Source organism: Agrobacterium sp. RAC06, assembly GCF_001713475.1.
Lineage (GTDB): Bacteria > Pseudomonadota > Alphaproteobacteria > Rhizobiales > Rhizobiaceae > Allorhizobium.
Map to the genome: position 1 here is coordinate 1486806 of NZ_CP016499.1, position 16423 is coordinate 1503228.

The window sequence follows — 16423 nt, forward strand, 5'->3', positions numbered from 1 at the left end:
GGTGAACTTCGGGGCGGACTCGAAGCTATCACCCCCACCCGCCGCTTTGCGGCGACCTCCCCCCTCAAGGGGAGGTGGAGGCCTCAAGGAGAGGTGGTGCGTCAGGCCAGCTTCAGTTCCATCATCGTCAGGTCCAGCCAGCGGCCGAATTTCTGGCCGACCTCGTGGTGGGTGCCGACGAGGCGGAAGCCGAGCGAGGTGTGGAGCGCGATTGAGCCCTTGTTGCCGGCTTCGATGGCGGCGACCATGACGTGGATGCCACCTGTCTTCGCGCGCTCGATCAGCGCCGTCATCAGCGCCTTGCCGAGCCCCTGGCCGTAGTGATCCTTCTCGACATAGACGGAATGTTCGACCGAGGCGCGGAAGCCATCGAAGGGCCGCCAGTCGCCATAGGAGGCGTAACCGGCGATCGTTCCGTCGATATCCGCAACCAGGATCGGGAAGCCTCTCGTCTGGCGGAGATCGAACCAGGCGCGACGGTTGTCGAGATCGACCAACGTCTCGTTCCAGATCGCGGTGGTCTCGGCGACGGCGTTATTGTAGATGGCGAGGATGGCGGGAAGATCAGCTGGCGTTGCGTCGCGGAGAATGAGGGGCATGATACGGCTTTTGCAATTTGTGGCGGAAAAACCGCCCTGCGGGAACGAGATGTGACGGGCGATACTTCGCCGCATCGACACATCGGGCAACAAGGGTGCAAAGGCAAGACCATCACAGACGGAAAACAGATTTCATGACCTCCATGCTTCCCGGCCTCCTCACCCGCTATGTGCTCGTCTTTGTCGCAGCACAGCTGTTCATCTATCTCCTCGTGCTGGTCCTCGACAATTTCGGCTGGGGCGACAGTCTGTCTTCGGCGGGCAATGTGGCCGTGCTGATGGCCGCCGGCTCGTCTGCGGGTACGTTCGTGGCCCAGCGGCTGAAAGGCCGACCGAGCTGGGGATTGAGCCTCAAGCTTTCGGCCCTGCTTGCCGTCGTCGCTGTGCTCATCGGCTCCTTGATCCTTCTCGCGATCGTCTGGGTGAACGGGATCAGCGGCGCGGAATTGCAGCTCCTCGCCGCGCAGATGGGCATGACGCCAGTCATGGCGACGCTGGTGTTGGCGGCGGTGTCGCTGACGCTCAGTTTTCCGATGACGCTTGCGGGCTTTCGCATCGGTGCCGGTCAGGTGGCCAAGCAGATCGAGAAGCAGGCGAAGATGACGGGGATCTGAGGCAACCCACCTCTCGGCGTCATGCTCGGCCTTGCGCCGAGCATCTGCTGCCGGTGGATTGTGTGGGACAGGAGCGGAGGCGTTGAGGCCGAAGCAGACCTCAGTAGATCCTCGGGACAAGCCCGAGGATGACGATCGGGGAAAGGTTGAGGCCCCTCAGCCCAGGCTGATGGCCGTGAACACCGCCGAATAGTGGACGATGGCGGCCGTTACCACGAAGGCGTGCCAGATGGCGTTCTGGAAGCGCAGGCGTTCCCAGACATGGAAGACGACGCCGGCGGAATAGATGCAGCCGCCGACGATGATCAGTGTCAGGGTCACGCCCGGGATGATCTCGGAGATCGGGCCCATGGCCAGCGCCCCGCTCCAGCCCATGCCGAGATAGAGCAGAATGGCGAGGCGATCATAGCGGCCGGGAAAGCGGAACTTCAGCCAGATGCCGGTGAACGCCGTGATCCAGATGCCGATCAGGAGCGCGAGGATCAGGGGACGATCGGCCCCCTGGATGAGGAAGGGCGTGTAGGTCGAGGCGATCAGGATGAAGATCGCGGAGTGGTCGAAGCGGCGCAGGATCCACTTCACCCGCGAATGCGGCCACATGTTGTAGGTGAAGGAAACCCCCAGCGAGATGATCAGGCCGAGGCCATAGATCCAGCTGGCGGCGATGTTGGCGTAGTCCGAATAGACGGTTGCGTAGAAGATCAGCGCGGTGGCGCCGACCAGCGCAAAGACCACGCCGATGCCATGGATGATCCCGTCGGCGACCAGCTCGTGCAGGTCGTAGGCGCGGCCAAACTTGAAAGGATCGGTGGTCATCGGGGCTCTTCGTTTCTCGGCAGGGGACGGATCGGCGGGCAGTCGAAGCATTGCGGCAATGATGGCGGAAAAGCCCGCAACCGACAAGCCGAAGCACCATCACGAACATGTCGATCCGGTAATCTTGCTTGCTTGCCTTCTCAGCTCACGCCGCCTACCAATCAATGATTACTAATGCCTTTTCACGCTTCGGATAGACAATGCGTTTCACCATTCTCGCGACGTTTGCCGCCCTCCTCACCTATTGCTGGTTCCTGCTCAAGGTCGGCCAGGCGCGCAAGAAGTTCCGCGTCGAGGCGCCGAAGACGACCGGCAATGCCGATTTCGAGCGGATCTTCCGGGTGCAGCAGAACACGGTGGAGCAAATGGTGCTCTTTCTGCCGTCGCTGTGGATCTTCGGTTTTTACGTCTCCGACATGCTGGCCGGGCTGCTCGGCCTTTCCTGGACAGCGGCGCGGGTGCTCTATGCTGCGGAATACTATGCCGATGCGAAGACGCGCGGACCGGGGGCGGCGCTGACCTTCCTGATTGGCATCGTGCTGCTGGTCGGCGGCACGGTAGGCGCGCTGCTGGGCGGAGCGTGAGGCCCGGGGGGCGGGCTCGGCCAGCTAGACACAACTCTCCGGCTACAGAAGCGGCATTTGCCGATTATAGAGGCAATTTTATGCCCGCAAGGGTTGCGGCGTTAACACAATATTCTTCTGCATTTGCGTAGATACTTACGTACGGTGCGTGTTTGAGCCCAGAGTTTAATAAGTCGTAAACGAATCACTACTAGATCTTGCAGAGATCGGCACACGCGACGGCCTTGCCTTTCGTTGCGTAGACCGACGTGCATGCTGCCCATGACGGGTGCCGCAGCCAGATAAGGGCTGCGCCCATGACCCGTGATGCAATGACCTGCGCCGTTGTGAATTCAATCCCTCCAGGCTTCTGAGGTAATCATGACCATCCGATTGAAATTGCTGGCCTGCATCTCCCTTCTGACCACGGTGATTGTGGTGATTTCCGCCTTTTCCTTCTTCACCATGAACGAGCAATCGAAGCTTGCGAATTCGATTGTGGCTGATCGCGTCATTCCGATGGAGCAGCTCAAGGTGATTGCTGATGCCTATGCGGTGGAGATCGTCGACGCGGTCCACAAGGTGCGGTCTGGCGCCTTCAGCGTCGAACAGGGGCAGCAAAGCGTCGATGCCGCGATGGGCAAGATCGAAAGCAAGTGGGCGGAATACGTCGCCACCTACCTGACGCCAGAGGAGAAGGCCATTGCCGACGAGTTTCTCAAGGTCCAGCAGGAGGCTGATGCCGGTGTGAAGGAGTTGCAGGCGCTGCTTGTGGCCAAGGACATGCAGGGACTGGCCAGCTTCGCCGACAAGCAGCTCTATCCGACCATCGATCCGCTCGGCACCGAGATTTCCCGGCTGATCGAATTGCAGATCCGGGTGGCGAAGGAGAATCTGGCGGCCGGCAACGCATTGAAGTCCATGCTGACGACGCTGATGGTGGTGCTGTCAGTGGTGGCGGCCGGCATTGCCGCCTTCTCGATCTGGACCGTCACGGTCGGCGTCATCCGGCCGGTCAGTTCGATCACCACTGCCATGGACCGTCTGGCGCATGGCGATCTTGATGTCGCCATCTATGGCGAGGGCCGGCGCGACGAGATCGGCGTGATGGCCTCGACGGTCGTCGTGTTCCGCGACAATGCCCGCGAGCGGGTGCGGCTGGAGAAAGAGGCCGACGACAATCGTCAGGCCGCGGAAGCGGAGCGCCTCGCGCATGAGCGCCAGCAGGCTGTGGAAGCAGCGGAAGTGCACTTTGCCGTCGAACGGATCGGCCATGCACTCGGAGAATTGTCGGATGGCAAGCTGACCTATCGGATCACGGAAGCCTTTGCCGAGCGGCTGGATGCGATCCGGGTAAATTTCAACGATGCGGTGGCGAAGCTCGAGGATGCGATGCGCCGTGTCGGCCAGAACGCGCAGGTGATCGCAGCCGGATCTGGCCAGATCCATGCCGCCGCCGACGACCTGTCGAAGCGCACCGAGCGCCAGGCCGCTTCCGTCGAGGAGACAGCCGCAGCGCTCGAGCAGATCACCACCACCATCGGCGAAACCAGCCATCGGGCCCGAGAGGCCGGGCGGCAGGTGACCGAGACACGCGGGGCTGCGGAAAGGTCCGGATCGATCGTCCAGCGGGCGGTTTCCGCCATGCAGGAGATCGAAGGCTCGTCGAAGGAAATCACCACGATCATCACCGTGATCGACGAGATCGCCTTCCAGACCAATCTACTCGCCCTGAATGCCGGCGTCGAAGCCGCGCGTGCCGGCGAGGCCGGCAAGGGCTTTGCCGTCGTGGCGCAGGAAGTGCGCGAACTTGCCCAGCGTTCGGCGAGTGCTGCAAAGGAAATCCGCTCACTGATCGGCAAGTCGGGCGACCAGGTGAAAAACGGCGTCGAGCTCGTGGTGGCGACCGGCAAGGCGCTGGATGAAATCGTCGCCAAGGTTCAGGCGGTCAGCATCAACGTGAATGCGATCGTCGAAGCCTCCGGCGACCAGGCGACAGGCCTCAAGGAGATCAACACCGCCGTCGCCGTCATGGATCAGGGTACGCAGCAGAATGCCGCCATGGTCGAGGAATCGACTGCGGCCAGCCACTCGCTGGCCAAGGAGGCGGAGGCGCTGTTCCAGCTCATCGCGCGCTTCGAGATCGGCGGGCAGAGCCGTCCGGGTGAGCCGGGCATGCGTCGGGCGGCATAACTGCCCCCCCCTATGGCGACCCCAGTCGATGAGCGACGCTCACGGCTGCGGTTTGCCTGTCTCCAGGTTCGGCGCAAGATCAGGCGCTTCAGCCGGGATCGGATTGGCTTCGAGATCGGCGATCAAGGCCTTCATCTCGGCGATCTCGCGCACCTGTGCCTCGATGATCTCGTCGGCGAGCTCTCGCACGCGCGGGTCACGAATATGGGCGCGCGCGCTGGTCATGATCGCAATCGAATGGTGCGGGATCATCGCCTTCATGTAGCTCACGTCGTCTACCGTCTCCTGACTGCGCACGAGCCAGAGCGCGAAGGCAAAGACGATGACGCTGCCGGCGATGATCACCGCGTTCAGCCGCTGGTTCTTGTACATGGACGCCATGAACCCCATCATGATCACCGCCATGACGGCGCCCATCAGAATCGCCATCCAGGTACGGGTCTGACTGTAGGTCACATGATCGAGCGCATAGGTGTTGAGATACATCAGGCCAAACATCACCACCGTCGAAGTGGCAATCATGGCAGCAAAACGGGTGTAGGTCATGGAGGCCTCCGGGACAGACTTCGGTGCCGGGTAGGCTCGAGGGTGCCCCGGCTAAGAATGCCAACAGCGGGGACGGGTGATTGTTCCATGGGTGGCGGGCTGACCGGCAGAGGACGAGGAGCCACGCCTCTGAAGTTGTATTGCGATTTGCATTACATTTGTAAAAGCAAAACTCTACGAGGTAATTCCGATGCCCCTCCCCGATCGCAAGGACTACCCCATTTCCATGCGCCTGCCGGAAGCGGATGTGGCGATGATCGACCGCGCGGCGGCTCTTAAAGGCCGGTCGCGGACAGACTTCGTCCGCGATGCGGCCGTGCGCGCCGCCGAAGAAGCACTCATGGAACAACAGCTAATCCGGATGACGGAGGAAGGCTTTGCCGACTTCATGGCGCTGATGGCGGCGCCGGTGGAGGTTGTGCCTGAACTGGTTGAGGTCATGCGCCGCCCTGCCCCCTGGGAGGCGGGTTACAGAGCGAAGGACTGAGCATGGCGCTTTCCGCTCCCGAGCCGCTCGATGATGCACACGATCTGAGCGCCTTTTCCTGTGGCAAGCCTGCGCTCGACATCTGGCTGAAAACACGGGCGCGTGCCAATCAGGAGAACGGCTTTACCGTCGTGATCGTGGTGCATGATGCAGGCCGCATCGTCGGCTATTACGGCCACTCGCCGACGGCCGCGCTGCCGGCGTCCCTGCCCCGCCCGATCCGCACCGGCCAGCCGCCCAACCCCGTCCCATGCCTGCTGCTCGGGCAGCTTGCCGTCGATCAATCCTATGCCGGGCATGGGATCGGGACAGGTCTGATCAAACATGCGCTTACCCGCTGCGTGCAGGGCGCAGCGCTTATTGGCGGGCGGGCGCTGATCGTCAATGCGATTGATGAGGAGGCGCGGCTGTTCTGGACGCGGCGTGGATTTCTGCCGTCGAAAGATGATCCGTTTCGGCTGTTGCGGCCGATCTCGCATATTGCGGCGGCGCTTGAGGCGACGGAAAAGCATCACGGGTAACCTGCCCTCTGGTTACTGCGCGCGCCAAACATAAACGAGGGGACTTTCGCCCCCTCGCCTATCTCAGTTCAGTGTCACAACGCTCACGCCGTCTGCATGGCACCAGGGCCAGGCACCGCCCCCGGGGGGCACTTGCCGAGGATGATCATGCCGAGAACTTCATCCTTGGTGACATCCTCTGTGCGGGCATGGCCCACCACGCGGCCGTTCTTCATGACGAAGACGCGGTCGGCGAGGTCGAAGACGTCGTGGATGTCGTGGCTGATCAGGAAGATGCCGATCCCGTCCTTCTTCAGCTGCTGGATGAGATCGCCGACCTGGGCGGTTTCCTGCGGGCCCAAGGCGGCCGTCGGTTCGTCCATGATCAGGATCTGGGCGTCGAATAGGATCGCGCGGGCGATCGCCACCGACTGGCGCTGACCACCGGAGAGCGCCTTGACCGGCTCCTTGAAGCGCTGGAAGTTGGGGTTCAGGCGACCCATGACTTCACGCGCCTTGGCTTCCATCGCGACATCATCGAGCGTGCCCCAGGCGGTGCGCAGCTCGCGGCCGAGATAGAGGTTGGCCGCGGCATCGACGTTATCGGCGACGGCGAGCGTCTGGTAGATCGTCTCGATGCCATATTTCTTGGCGTCGCGCGGGTTGTTGATGTCGGCAAAATCGCCGCGGACCAGGATATCGCCGTTGTCGCGCTTGTAGGCGCCCGAGAGTATCTTGATCAGGGTCGACTTGCCGGCACCGTTATGCCCGAGCAGGGCCACGACTTCGCCGGGGAAGAGGTCGATCGAGGCGTCGTCGACGGCGTGAATGCCGCCGAAGGAAATGGAAACGTTGCGCATTTCCACGAGGGGGGTGCGGTTTTCTGACATGAGTTCAACTCCCCTTACTTCGCACGCGAGCGGTAGACGGTGTCGAGCCAGACCGCGACGACAAGCACGATACCGATGACGATGCTCTGGAGCGGTGTGTCGAGACCGAGCAGAACCATGCCCGAGTTCAGTGATTGCATGACGATGGCGCCGAGCATGGCGCCGGCGATTGTGCCGACACCGCCGGCAAGCGAGGTGCCGCCGATGACGGCTGCCGCGATTGTGTAGAGCTCGTCGAGCGTGCCCTGGGCATTGGTCGCAGCATTCAGGCGGGCCGTCGAGATGGCGGCGGCGATGGCGCAGAGCGCACCCATCAGCGCGAACAGCTTGACGGTAACCCACTTGACCTTGATGCCGGCGAGTTCTGCGGCTTCCGGGTTGCCACCGATCGCGAAGACATAGCGGCCGAAGCGGGTGCGGTTGGTGATGAAGGCCATGACCATGGCGATGCCGATGGCGATCAGAACCGGCACGGCGATGCCGAGACCGATCTGCAGACCACCTTCCGGCCAGGCAATGCCGTTTTCTTCAGCATAGCGGCGGGCCAGATTGACCGGCATGTAATAGCTGTTGGCGACCCAGACGGCGCCGAGAACGGCCGCGCAGCCGGAGGCAACGAGGAAATATTCCGCCCAGACCGGGCGCAGCGGGAAGCCGAAGCGGCGGCGCTGGCGACGGGTGTTGAGGATCGACAGGACGATCATCAGGCAGGCGACAAGGCCGACAATCCAGCTTGCCGTGACGCCGATCGAACCATCGGCACCGCCGCCCATCAGACGATAGGTGGTGTCCATCGGAGCGACGGTGGCACCCGAGGTGACCATCCAGGCCGCACCACGCCAGACGAGCAGGCCGCCGAGGGTGACGATGAAGGCGGGCACGCCGAGGAAGGCGATGATGGCGCCATGCAGCGCGCCGATCGCCGTGCCAACGAGGATGCCGGCGGACAGCGCGATGATCCACATCATCGGATGTTCGAAGCCGATGATCGGCGGCAGGATGCGGGCCTGAAGCACCGCCATGATCATGCCGACGAAACCGAGAATGGAGCCGACCGAGAGGTCGATGTTGCGGGTGACGATGACCAGCACCATGCCCGTGGCCATGACCGAGACGGAAGCCGCCTGAACCGAAAGGTTCCAGAGGTTACGCGGGGTCAGGAACAGGCCGTTCGACAGGATGTCGAAGCCGACCCAGATGAACCCAAGAGCGATGACCATGCCCAGCAGGCGCGTGTCGATTTCGGTGGCTTGAAAGAAGCGCTTCAGCGCTGAAACATTGGATGCCCGAGCACCATGCGCGGGTGTGGCAAGGCTGTGATCCGCCATACGAAAAATTCTCCCCAGTCGTTTGTCGGCTTGCGAAGGGCCGCGCCTTGCGCGGACTTGCGGGCATTGGACCCGCCATGCGGATCGAGGCATCTGACGTTCTTCGGCGGCTGTTGCCTGGTCGTGCGGCGGCCCCTTAAAGCCGGCCGATACCTTGCTGCCGCGATGCTCTCGACCAGTCGAAACGCCGCAGCGCAAAAGGCTGCGGCGTTCCGGCTCAAGCTCTGTGGTCAGTCACTTCAGGATCAGTTGCAGGCGGCAACAGAACCGGCGGCAACGCCCTGGCATGCTTCTTCCTTGGAGATCCAGCCAGCGTCGATGACGACGTTGAGGTTGTCCTTGGTGATCGGCAGCGGAGCGATGAAGAAGGAGTTCATTTCGACACCCTTCGGGCCGCCAGCGAACTTCACGGTGCCTTCGATCTCGTCCATCGACTTGCCGGCGGCGAGTTCGTTGGCGATTTCAGCAGCACGCTTACCGAGTTCGCGGCTGTCCTTCCAGACAGACACGGTCTGGGTGCCGAGAGCGACGCGGTTCAGAGCGGCCTTGTCGCCGTCCTGACCGGAGACCGGAACGGAACCGGCGAGACCCTGGGCTTCCAGAGCAGCAACCACACCGCCGGCCATGCCGTCGTTCGACGAGACAACAGCGTCAACGGCGTTGTTGTTGGCGGTCAGGAACTGCTCCATGTTCTTCTGGGCAGCTTCCGGCTTCCAGCCGTCCGTGTAGGCTTCGCCGACGTTCTTGATCTTGCCGCCGTCAATGGCTTCCTTCAGGACTTCGATCTGACCCGAATAGAGGAAGTCAGAGTTCGGATCGGTCGAGGCGCCCTTGATGAAGACGTAATTGCCTTCCGGCTTCGCCTTGAACACTTCGCGAGCCTGCATGCGGCCCACTTCCTTGTTGTCGAAGGTGATGTAGTAGGCGTCCGGGTTCTCGATCAGACGGTCGTAACCGACGACCGGGATACCTTCAGCCGTTGCCTTTTCGATCGCCGGAGCAATGGCTTCCGAATCCTGGGCCAGAACGATCAGAGCGTTTGCGCCCTGGGCGATCAGGCTTTCGATGTCGGTGAGCTGCTTGGCGGCAGACGTCTGGGCGTCGGCAGAGATGTACTTGTTGCCGGCTGCTTCGAGGGCTGCCTTGATCGCTGCCTCGTCCGTCTTCCAACGCTCTTCCTGGAAGTTCGACCAGGAAACGCCGACGGTCAGACCTTCGGCATTGGCGACAGAATGCAGGCTCACGATGACGGCAGTTGCTGCCATCAGCTTCATAACGGATTTCATTTTTAAAACCTCCCAAGGTGATAGCGGACCGTCGGAAGACCTCCCAACCTACGACCCGCTGCGAAACTGTCCTTACCCCATGGACCCCCGTCCAATGGTTTTTCTCGACAGTCGAGAAAATAACTGGCAGAAGATTCTCACGCTGTCAACACGGCCCGGAGGAGGCTTGCAAAGACAGTTGCCAAATGCTTTGGGAGGAGCATGCGGTGGACCATACGAGAGCGGGCGACAAGCCCATCATGACAGCCAGTCCGAGGGCGAGCACGGAGGCCGTTCGCCATCAGAACAACGGGCTTGTGCTCAAGGTGCTCAGGCGCGAAGGGCCGCTTGCCCATACCGATCTGTCGACGGCGACGGGGCTTTCCTCGGCGACCGTATCGGCAATTACCTCGCATCTCGAGAAAAATGGCTTGCTGGAACGGCGCGAGGTCGCGAATGCCGGCCAGCGCGGACGTCCGCGGGCACTCTTTGCCCGTCGCCGTGACGCCGCCCATGTGATTGCGGTGCGCATCTCCTCGCATGCGGTGCAATATTCGCTCGCCGATTATCGCGGCACGATGATCGACCGTTTCGAGGAGGCGCGCGAACAGGGGGCGGAATCGCCCAAGCACTTCATTGAGGGCTTCCGGGCGGCGCTTGAGCGCCTGATCCAGCGGTCGCGCCTGCCAGCGTCTTCGATCTCGACCATCTCGATCTCCAGCAAGGGGCTGGTGGACCGCGAGGGGGCGAAGCTTCTGTGGTCGCCGGTGTTCGGCTATCAGGAGCTCGACTTCGTGACGGCGCTTTCCGACTTCAGCGGCAGCCGGATTCACCTCTTCAACGAGAGCCTGCTCGTCACCCATGCGCTGGCGCTCAGGCTGGAGAAGAACAGGGGCGCACCGCTCGCCTCGCTTGCCACGCTGTCGCTCGGCCATTCGATCGGGCTCGGGATTGCCTATCGCGACCAGCATGGCGATCTCGAAATCCGGGCGCCGAATTTCGGCCACATGCTGCATGCGAGCGACGGCAAGCTCTGTCGCTGCGGCGCGATCGGCTGCATCGAGGCCTCTGCCGGCTTTTACGGCATCCTGCGCATGGCATTCGAAGTGCCGCCGGACACGATCCCGGCGAAATTCGTGCCGCTTGCCGAGATGGAAAAGATCGCAAGCCGCGCCCGCCAGGGACACCGCGCCTCCGAATATGCCTTCCGCCAGGCAGGACTTGCGCTTGGCCAGGGATTGTCACGCATGCTGAGCCTCGCCGAGGAGACCATGCCGATCGCGATCACCGGCCCCGGCACACGTTTCATGGATCTCTTGACACGCGGCCTCGACGAGGGGCTGGCGCAATCGCAACATGTGCGCGTGCGCGGCGCGCCGGAGATCCTTATTATCACCGAGGAAGAGACGCTTGTCTTCGAGGGGCATGTGGACCGGGCGCTGACGGAGATTGATCAGGATCTGGGTGGGTAGCGGACGCCGCACTCGGCTTCCGGGCCAGAGATGGCCCGGGGAAGTCATTTTTTGGATCGACGCCTCTGTAAAGCTCAGGCATAGCAGCAGGCGATTACAATTGAAGTGCTGACTTGCAGTTATCGTCGTGTAGCTGCGTCAACCGATCGAGCGCCCGACCGGGCAGCGGGAGATCGGCCGTGCCCAGAGAGAGACCCCGATGATCAAGATCATGGTATTGCTGCATGCGGCTCAAGGCCGGGACTGGCAGACGCCGCCGAAGGGCACCAGCCTGAAGACCCTGGGCGAGGCCGAGGAACAGGGGCTGATCGAGATCAGGGGCGAGTTTCAGAAGCGCCAGTTCCGGCTGACGACCCGCGGCTTTTCGACCGTCGAACACGACCGAAAGCGGCTCGCGGCACGCCGCAGCTGATTGTGGTCAGAGGTTGGCCCCTGCCCGCTTGAACGGCAGACGCCTGAGCCCTACCCTCCTTCAAGGAGGAACATTCATGACAGACGCGATCGCATCCCATGCTGACGCCAGGACCGGGTCCGGGCGCCAAGCCTATGTCTTCGATGCCTATGGCACTCTCTTTGACGTGCATGCAGCCGTGCGCCGGCATGCGACGGCGATCGGGCCGGATGCCCCGGCACTCTCCGATCTCTGGCGGGTGAAGCAGCTGGAATATACCTGGGTGACCAGTCTGATGGGGCATTATCGGGATTTTCGCGCGCTGACCGAAGATGCGCTCGACTTTTGCCTCGCGCGGTTTCCCGGTGTCGACAAGGCCTTGCGGGCGGATCTGCTCGACGCCTATCGCAAGCTCGACTGTTTTGCCGAGGTGCCAGAGGTGCTGGCGGCGTTGCGCAAGACCGGGGCACGGATCGCGATCCTCTCCAACGGCACGCCCACCATGCTGGATGAAGCGGTTGTTGCGGCCCGGATTGGGCACTTGATCGACGACATCTTCTCGGTCGATCCCTTGAAGATCTACAAGACGGCGCCTGCGGCTTATGCGCTGGTCACCTCGGCCTACAAGATTGCCGCCCCGGATATCGCGTTCCAGTCCTCGAACCGCTGGGACATTGCCGGTGCCAAGGCCTTCGGCATGACCTGCCACTGGATCAACAGAAGCGGTGCGCCGAACGAATACGCCGATTTTGCACCCGACAAGGTGTTGTCGTCGCTTTCGGGACTCGTCGAGATTGCCGGATGAACTGGTCAGCGCGCAATATCTGCAGTTCGAGGACGAACGGACGCGGCCGGCGCGGGATCTGCTTGCGCGTGTGCGCGACGATCCGCCGATGGCGGGCGGACGGGCCGCGCTAGCCTTGCCCCGGCTCTTTATCGTGGCCTAGACAAACCGAGCGTATCTGGCGTGATGGCATCGTGACCGCTATAGAGACCGCCACGATCCGGCGCTGACGCGCCACAGACTTCACGAAAGATGAAAACGCTGATGACGAAGACCTGGAGCAAGCCCGTGATCCTGCACGGGATCGGCGAAGAGGGCGAGGATGTTGTGGTCGACAGTTCACTCGGCGCCTCATGGGCGCTGATCGAGGACTGGCCGGAAGAGGAGAGCGAGGCGCTGGATAAGGCGCTTCTGGTGCTCGGCGCCGTCGCCCAGGGCAAAGCCGGGGAAGAGGATGGTCGCAGAGCCCTGATTTCGGCGGCGACGGCAGCAGGCGTGAAGTTTACCGCCTGAGCGGCACCTTTGACTTAAGGCGTGACGCTTGCGGTATCGGTGGTATCGGTCGGCAGGACGACATCATCGGCAGACGTTGGCGCCAGCGGATCCGGCGCACTGACGATCTCGTCAGCCGGATCGGGGGCCGGGTCCGTCACAGGATCGACAACGGGATCCAGCACGGGAACAACGACCGGCTCGACCGGCATTGCCGCAGCAAGTTCTTCCCGGATCTCATCGATCTTGCCGACGGCTGGACCGACACCGAGAAGCTCCTTGGCCCAATCGAGCGTTGCGTCGTCGACGATGGCACCTGGCTTTGCTGCGGCCTGAAGGGCCGCCCTCAGCGCCTCGTCGTCAAGCGCCGCATCTGTCGGCACCGTGTCGATACCGCTGGCCAGTTCATAGGTGGCATAGGCGGTGACATAATTCCTGATCGCGCTCATGCGGGGATCGGAGTTGTTGAGATAGGCGCGATAGTTGCGAGTGAGCGAGTTCAATCCGGCGAGTTCTGCCCTGAGCGGTCCGACGGCAGGCTTCATCTTAGGCACCGAGGCGAGCGTGGTGATCGGCTCAAGCGGTTGGCGAGTGGCAGACTTTGTTTCGGTGCGCCCCTGGCGACGCTCCACGCTCTGGGCCTTGCTCGATTTCTGGCCCTTGCCTGTCAGTGTCGCGAATGCATCGGTGAAGAAATTACCCGACTTGCCCCTCTCGCCGGCCTTGCCGGAAGATTTTCCACGCTCTGCGGACTTTGCTTCGCGGGTCTCGGCGCTGCGACCATTGCCACCTCCATTGCCGCCACCGCCACCGCCGCCGCCGCCGCCGTTACCGCCACCATTTCCTCCGCCGTTGCCGCCACCATTGCCACCACCGTTATCCTTGGCGAGGGCAGTCTTTTCGGAGAGGCTGTAATGATCGGGAGAAAGCCCGAAGGGTGCGGTCGCCAGAGCGATGGCAAATGTGGCGACAACTGCCGAGTTCGAGATCCGCATAAGTTTCCTCCGCGCTGATCGGTTGGGCGCAGTGACGAGATTCCGACGTCAGAATTTCACGCGGATTTGACAATCTCGTCAACACATCCATTAGAATTTTAGCAGGCTCGACTTTTAATGACCCGGTTGATGGCAGATGGCTCAGGTGGAGACCTGCAATGTCAGGAACGCCAGAACCGCATAGCGCCCGGCCTTGGCGATCGTGACGAGGATCAGGAAGGTGAGAAAGGGTGTGCGCAAGAGGCCGGCGACGACCGTCAAGGGATCGCCGATAATCGGCACCCAGGACAAGAGCAGCGACCAGATGCCGAAGCGCCGGTACCAGGCTTCGGCGCGAGCGAGCTTTTGTTCTGAGACGGGAAACCAGGGCCGGTCGCGGAAATGCTCGATAAAGCGGCCGAGCAGCCAGTTGACGACCGAGCCCAGCACATTGCCTGTCGTCGCGACGAGAAGCAGCAGGACAACCGGCTGATCTTCGGCGAGGATCAGGCCGACCAGCACGGCCTCGGACTGCGCCGGGACGATGGTCGCGGCGAGGAAGGCTGCCAAGAAAAGGGCTGTATAGGCGGCGAATGCTGTGATCACCGGCCCGGTCTAGCGCGGCGAGTTCCCGCTGGCAATGTGGTGGGTTCGCGCGACGGCACCTGCGTCGGTTCAGACGCTTCCGGTCTTTGCAAACGAAGGCTTCGAAAAGGGCTTCGAAACTGACCAAAAGAATGGCCGCCACGCATCCGGGGGCGATGCATGGCGGCCGGATGGCCGGGGGCTGGCCATCGAGACTCTTTCTGTCAGACGCTTTTCGTCAGACGACGCGGCGGGCGGCGTGCTCGATATCAGTGCCTGCGGCCTCGTCGGCATCGATCACGCGGCTTCCTTCAACGCGTGCGCCCGGCTCCAGACCCTTCGGCCCCTGGTCACGGACCTGATGCGGGGCGGGCGTGGTGATGGCGCCGTGTTTCGGATCGTTGACGTCCTGGCCGCGGACCCCATCGGCATCAGCCTTGCGTTCATCCGGATTGCTGCGCGTTTCGCGTTCGCGGGTCGCATCGGCAATCAGGCGGTCGAGCTCGTCTTTGCTCATGGCGCTCAGATCGAAATCCTGCATCTTGGTCTCCCTGCTTTTCGTGATGAAAGGTGTTCGTCTCATCAACGCGCGACGCGGCGAAAGGTGCCGTCACTGCTGTCGATTGTGGAAACCGATCGGCCGGGGCTACGTTGCATCCTTATCAAAGGGGAGCCGGATCCATGGATTTCGTCAGCATCATGCACATCATCACCCGGGCGATCGAGGCCGTCGGCGTCGCGGTTATCGTCATCGGCATTGCGGTCTCGGGATTTGCCTATCTGAAGAGCCCGCGCGGCCTGGACGCCTACGGGGATCTGAGGGCCGGCATGGGACGGGCGATACTGCTCGGGCTCGAGCTGATGGTGGCCGGCGACATCATCAATACGGTGGCGATCGAGCCGACGCTCGATTCGGTGCTGGTGCTCGGCGTGATCGTCATCATCAGAACCTTTCTCAGTCTGTCGCTGGAGGTGGAGATTTCCGGTCGCTGGCCCTGGCAGGGCAAAGGCGGCGAACAAAGCCTGCATCGCGGCAAGACGGACGGCGGAGAGGATGAAAAGGCGTGATCATCCCGGCTTGCCGATGATGCTGAGCGTACCGTCACTCTCCAGCACCACGGCCGCTACCTCATCGAGACTGTCGCGGCCATTGGAGCGCGCCGCGCTCATGATCTCGTCTTCGGTGATGCGCTGTCGCATCATGGCGTCGTGGCAGTAACTGCCGTTGCGTACGAGAAGTGTCGGCTCCGAGCGGATGGCCTTCGCCACGCTTTTCGATCGAACCGAGGCGAACGTGACGATGTATTGCAGGAAGATCAGCAATCCGAGCGCCGTTGCCCCTTCGGCGAGCGCAATCGATTCCTGCAGGAGAACGGCAGAGAGCGTCGAGCCGAGCGCCACCGTCACCACCAGATCGAAGGCATTGAGCTTCGCGAGCGTTCGTTTGCCAGAGATGCGCAGGAAGAGCACCAGGGTGATATAGGCGAGCGTTCCAACAAATATGGTGCGCGCCATGCCTGTCCAGCCCTGAAACAGCATCTCCTGCCAGTCCATGCCTTCGCTCCTTCCCGGTCATTCAGCGCTGCGGATTGTCGGCGTTGGCAAGCGGCGATGGGCGACCGTCAGGTCCGTCCTGTCCCTCGCGCTGGTCGCTGTCTTCCATATCCTGATCCACCAGGTAGGTGTCGGAGCCGAGCCGGTTCGCCTCGCGCAGGGCATCGTTGCGGGGTGTGGTGCCAGTGGTCTCGGGCAGCTTGCGAACGCCTTCCTCGCGATGGTTTTCATGGTCAGACGTCATCGTCTTTCTCCTTGAATGTCCTTGGGTTTTTATCTCCTTGTCGAACGGCGGTTGACGCAATTCGTTCCGACCCACGGCGGCGAAACTGTCGCGGCAGACCGGTCATCGTGTTGCAATGGTGGTTCC

Annotated in this window: 21 protein-coding genes and 1 pseudogene; 11 read left to right on the forward strand and 11 right to left on the reverse strand. The window is 62.3% G+C overall.

Annotated elements, in window-relative coordinates; all coding sequences use genetic code 11:
* Nucleotides 1-101 precede the first annotated feature (101 nt).
* Entirely contained in the window at nucleotides 102-599 is a 498-nt protein-coding gene (locus BSY240_RS07205) for a GNAT family N-acetyltransferase (protein WP_069043873.1), read from the reverse strand.
* Between the two features lie 134 nt (nucleotides 600-733).
* Between BSY240_RS07205 and BSY240_RS07210 the strand changes: the two genes are divergently transcribed.
* Entirely contained in the window at nucleotides 734-1213 is a 480-nt protein-coding gene (locus BSY240_RS07210; protein ID WP_054151094.1) for an ABZJ_00895 family protein, read from the forward strand.
* Between the two features lie 156 nt (nucleotides 1214-1369).
* Here BSY240_RS07210 and trhA read toward each other — a convergent pair whose 3' ends face one another.
* A complete protein-coding gene (gene trhA, locus BSY240_RS07215; RefSeq protein ID WP_054151095.1) occupies nucleotides 1370-2029 on the reverse strand; it encodes a PAQR family membrane homeostasis protein TrhA in 660 nt (219 codons plus the stop codon).
* Nucleotides 2030-2229: 200 nt separating this feature from the next.
* On the opposite strand from trhA, the gene BSY240_RS07220 reads away from it, so the two are divergent.
* Complete coding sequence (locus BSY240_RS07220) at nucleotides 2230-2613, forward strand: MAPEG family protein (RefSeq protein ID WP_054151096.1); 384 nt, start codon at nucleotides 2230-2232, stop codon at nucleotides 2611-2613.
* 360 nt (nucleotides 2614-2973) lie between these two features.
* Nucleotides 2974-4785 (forward strand): HAMP domain-containing methyl-accepting chemotaxis protein, encoded by a 1812-nt coding sequence (locus BSY240_RS07225; RefSeq protein WP_069041851.1) that lies wholly within the window; start codon nucleotides 2974-2976, stop codon nucleotides 4783-4785.
* Nucleotides 4786-4824: 39 nt separating this feature from the next.
* Here the strand turns inward: BSY240_RS07225 and BSY240_RS07230 are convergent, their stop codons facing one another.
* Nucleotides 4825-5331 (reverse strand): DUF305 domain-containing protein, encoded by a 507-nt coding sequence (locus BSY240_RS07230; RefSeq protein WP_069041852.1) that lies wholly within the window; start codon nucleotides 5329-5331, stop codon nucleotides 4825-4827.
* 190 nt (nucleotides 5332-5521) lie between these two features.
* Between BSY240_RS07230 and BSY240_RS07235 the strand changes: the two genes are divergently transcribed.
* Complete coding sequence (locus BSY240_RS07235; RefSeq protein ID WP_069041853.1) at nucleotides 5522-5818, forward strand: type II toxin-antitoxin system TacA family antitoxin; 297 nt, start codon at nucleotides 5522-5524, stop codon at nucleotides 5816-5818.
* 2 nt (nucleotides 5819-5820) lie between these two features.
* Nucleotides 5821-6339, forward strand: coding sequence for a GNAT family N-acetyltransferase (locus BSY240_RS07240; RefSeq protein ID WP_069041854.1), 519 nt, complete (start codon nucleotides 5821-5823; stop codon nucleotides 6337-6339).
* Nucleotides 6340-6422: 83 nt separating this feature from the next.
* Here the strand turns inward: BSY240_RS07240 and BSY240_RS07245 are convergent, their stop codons facing one another.
* From BSY240_RS07245 to xylF, 3 genes are all read right to left on the reverse strand, one after another.
* Nucleotides 6423-7208 (reverse strand): ATP-binding cassette domain-containing protein, encoded by a 786-nt coding sequence (locus BSY240_RS07245; RefSeq protein ID WP_054151101.1) that lies wholly within the window; start codon nucleotides 7206-7208, stop codon nucleotides 6423-6425.
* A 14-nt stretch (nucleotides 7209-7222) separates the two neighbouring features.
* On the reverse strand, nucleotides 7223-8536 hold the full coding sequence (locus BSY240_RS07250; RefSeq protein WP_054151102.1) for a sugar ABC transporter permease: 1314 nt from the start codon (nucleotides 8534-8536) through the stop codon (nucleotides 7223-7225).
* Nucleotides 8537-8781: 245 nt separating this feature from the next.
* The gene (xylF, locus tag BSY240_RS07255) at nucleotides 8782-9822 is read right to left on the reverse strand and encodes a D-xylose ABC transporter substrate-binding protein (RefSeq protein WP_054151103.1); all 1041 of its coding nucleotides are present in this window, start codon (nucleotides 9820-9822) and stop codon (nucleotides 8782-8784) included.
* A 239-nt stretch (nucleotides 9823-10061) separates the two neighbouring features.
* On the opposite strand from xylF, the gene BSY240_RS07260 reads away from it, so the two are divergent.
* The 5 genes and pseudogenes from BSY240_RS07260 (at nucleotide 10062) to BSY240_RS07275 (ending at nucleotide 12961) form a co-directional block, all read left to right on the forward strand.
* Complete coding sequence (locus BSY240_RS07260) at nucleotides 10062-11273, forward strand: ROK family transcriptional regulator (protein WP_069043874.1); 1212 nt, start codon at nucleotides 10062-10064, stop codon at nucleotides 11271-11273.
* Between the two features lie 199 nt (nucleotides 11274-11472).
* Entirely contained in the window at nucleotides 11473-11685 is a 213-nt protein-coding gene (locus BSY240_RS07265; RefSeq protein ID WP_236759328.1) for a hypothetical protein, read from the forward strand.
* Nucleotides 11686-11761: 76 nt separating this feature from the next.
* A complete protein-coding gene (locus BSY240_RS07270) occupies nucleotides 11762-12469 on the forward strand; it encodes a haloacid dehalogenase type II (RefSeq protein WP_069041855.1) in 708 nt (235 codons plus the stop codon).
* Between the two features lies 1 nt (nucleotide 12470).
* A pseudogene (locus BSY240_RS23930) lies at nucleotides 12471-12557 on the forward strand (trans-aconitate 2-methyltransferase); the annotation flags it as partial.
* A gap of 155 nt (nucleotides 12558-12712) precedes the next feature.
* Entirely contained in the window at nucleotides 12713-12961 is a 249-nt protein-coding gene (locus tag BSY240_RS07275; protein ID WP_069043875.1) for a DUF982 domain-containing protein, read from the forward strand.
* Between the two features lie 14 nt (nucleotides 12962-12975).
* Here BSY240_RS07275 and BSY240_RS24110 read toward each other — a convergent pair whose 3' ends face one another.
* The 3 genes from BSY240_RS24110 to BSY240_RS07290 form a co-directional block, all read right to left on the reverse strand.
* Entirely contained in the window at nucleotides 12976-13935 is a 960-nt protein-coding gene (locus BSY240_RS24110; protein WP_069041856.1) for a hypothetical protein, read from the reverse strand.
* Between the two features lie 141 nt (nucleotides 13936-14076).
* Entirely contained in the window at nucleotides 14077-14517 is a 441-nt protein-coding gene (locus BSY240_RS07285; protein WP_054151168.1) for a YqaA family protein, read from the reverse strand.
* 220 nt (nucleotides 14518-14737) lie between these two features.
* Nucleotides 14738-15040 carry a hypothetical protein gene (locus BSY240_RS07290; RefSeq protein WP_069041857.1) on the reverse strand — a complete coding sequence of 101 codons (303 nt, stop codon included), beginning with the start codon at nucleotides 15038-15040 and terminating at the stop codon, nucleotides 14738-14740.
* A 140-nt stretch (nucleotides 15041-15180) separates the two neighbouring features.
* Here BSY240_RS07290 and BSY240_RS07295 point away from each other — a divergent pair, with 140 nt between their 5' ends.
* Nucleotides 15181-15567, forward strand: a complete 387-nt coding sequence (locus BSY240_RS07295; RefSeq protein ID WP_069041858.1) for a DUF1622 domain-containing protein — start codon at nucleotides 15181-15183, stop codon at nucleotides 15565-15567.
* Here the strand turns inward: BSY240_RS07295 and BSY240_RS07300 are convergent, their stop codons facing one another.
* Together BSY240_RS07300 and BSY240_RS07305 are read right to left on the reverse strand one after the other, a co-directional pair.
* The gene (locus BSY240_RS07300) at nucleotides 15568-16053 is read right to left on the reverse strand and encodes a DUF421 domain-containing protein (RefSeq protein WP_069041859.1); all 486 of its coding nucleotides are present in this window, start codon (nucleotides 16051-16053) and stop codon (nucleotides 15568-15570) included.
* 22 nt (nucleotides 16054-16075) lie between these two features.
* The gene (locus BSY240_RS07305; RefSeq protein ID WP_054151110.1) at nucleotides 16076-16297 is read right to left on the reverse strand and encodes a hypothetical protein; all 222 of its coding nucleotides are present in this window, start codon (nucleotides 16295-16297) and stop codon (nucleotides 16076-16078) included.
* Nucleotides 16298-16423: the final 126 nt, after the last annotated feature.

What these genes read in the sequence shown, in the direction of transcription:
- BSY240_RS07220 (WP_054151096.1), top strand. Translation starts at nt 2,230, where the DNA reads ATGCGTTTCACCATTCTCGCGACGTTTGCCGCCCTCCTCACCTATTGC.
- BSY240_RS07275 (WP_069043875.1), top strand. Translation starts at nt 12,713, where the DNA reads ATGACGAAGACCTGGAGCAAGCCCGTGATCCTGCACGGGATCGGCGAA.
- BSY240_RS07250 (WP_054151102.1), bottom strand. Translation starts at nt 8,536, where the DNA reads ATGGCGGATCACAGCCTTGCCACACCCGCGCATGGTGCTCGGGCATCC.
- BSY240_RS07300 (WP_069041859.1), bottom strand. Translation starts at nt 16,053, where the DNA reads ATGGACTGGCAGGAGATGCTGTTTCAGGGCTGGACAGGCATGGCGCGC.
- BSY240_RS07240 (WP_069041854.1), top strand. Translation starts at nt 5,821, where the DNA reads ATGGCGCTTTCCGCTCCCGAGCCGCTCGATGATGCACACGATCTGAGC.
- BSY240_RS07260 (WP_069043874.1), top strand. Translation starts at nt 10,062, where the DNA reads ATGACAGCCAGTCCGAGGGCGAGCACGGAGGCCGTTCGCCATCAGAAC.
- BSY240_RS07265 (WP_236759328.1), top strand. Translation starts at nt 11,473, where the DNA reads ATGATCAAGATCATGGTATTGCTGCATGCGGCTCAAGGCCGGGACTGG.
- BSY240_RS07230 (WP_069041852.1), bottom strand. Translation starts at nt 5,331, where the DNA reads ATGACCTACACCCGTTTTGCTGCCATGATTGCCACTTCGACGGTGGTG.
- BSY240_RS07270 (WP_069041855.1), top strand. Translation starts at nt 11,762, where the DNA reads ATGACAGACGCGATCGCATCCCATGCTGACGCCAGGACCGGGTCCGGG.
- BSY240_RS07210 (WP_054151094.1), top strand. Translation starts at nt 734, where the DNA reads ATGACCTCCATGCTTCCCGGCCTCCTCACCCGCTATGTGCTCGTCTTT.
- BSY240_RS07205 (WP_069043873.1), bottom strand. Translation starts at nt 599, where the DNA reads ATGCCCCTCATTCTCCGCGACGCAACGCCAGCTGATCTTCCCGCCATC.
- BSY240_RS24110 (WP_069041856.1), bottom strand. Translation starts at nt 13,935, where the DNA reads ATGCGGATCTCGAACTCGGCAGTTGTCGCCACATTTGCCATCGCTCTG.
- BSY240_RS07295 (WP_069041858.1), top strand. Translation starts at nt 15,181, where the DNA reads ATGGATTTCGTCAGCATCATGCACATCATCACCCGGGCGATCGAGGCC.
- BSY240_RS07225 (WP_069041851.1), top strand. Translation starts at nt 2,974, where the DNA reads ATGACCATCCGATTGAAATTGCTGGCCTGCATCTCCCTTCTGACCACG.
- BSY240_RS07290 (WP_069041857.1), bottom strand. Translation starts at nt 15,040, where the DNA reads ATGCAGGATTTCGATCTGAGCGCCATGAGCAAAGACGAGCTCGACCGC.
- BSY240_RS07245 (WP_054151101.1), bottom strand. Translation starts at nt 7,208, where the DNA reads ATGTCAGAAAACCGCACCCCCCTCGTGGAAATGCGCAACGTTTCCATT.
- BSY240_RS07235 (WP_069041853.1), top strand. Translation starts at nt 5,522, where the DNA reads ATGCCCCTCCCCGATCGCAAGGACTACCCCATTTCCATGCGCCTGCCG.
- xylF (WP_054151103.1), bottom strand. Translation starts at nt 9,822, where the DNA reads ATGAAATCCGTTATGAAGCTGATGGCAGCAACTGCCGTCATCGTGAGC.
- trhA (WP_054151095.1), bottom strand. Translation starts at nt 2,029, where the DNA reads ATGACCACCGATCCTTTCAAGTTTGGCCGCGCCTACGACCTGCACGAG.
- BSY240_RS07305 (WP_054151110.1), bottom strand. Translation starts at nt 16,297, where the DNA reads ATGACGTCTGACCATGAAAACCATCGCGAGGAAGGCGTTCGCAAGCTG.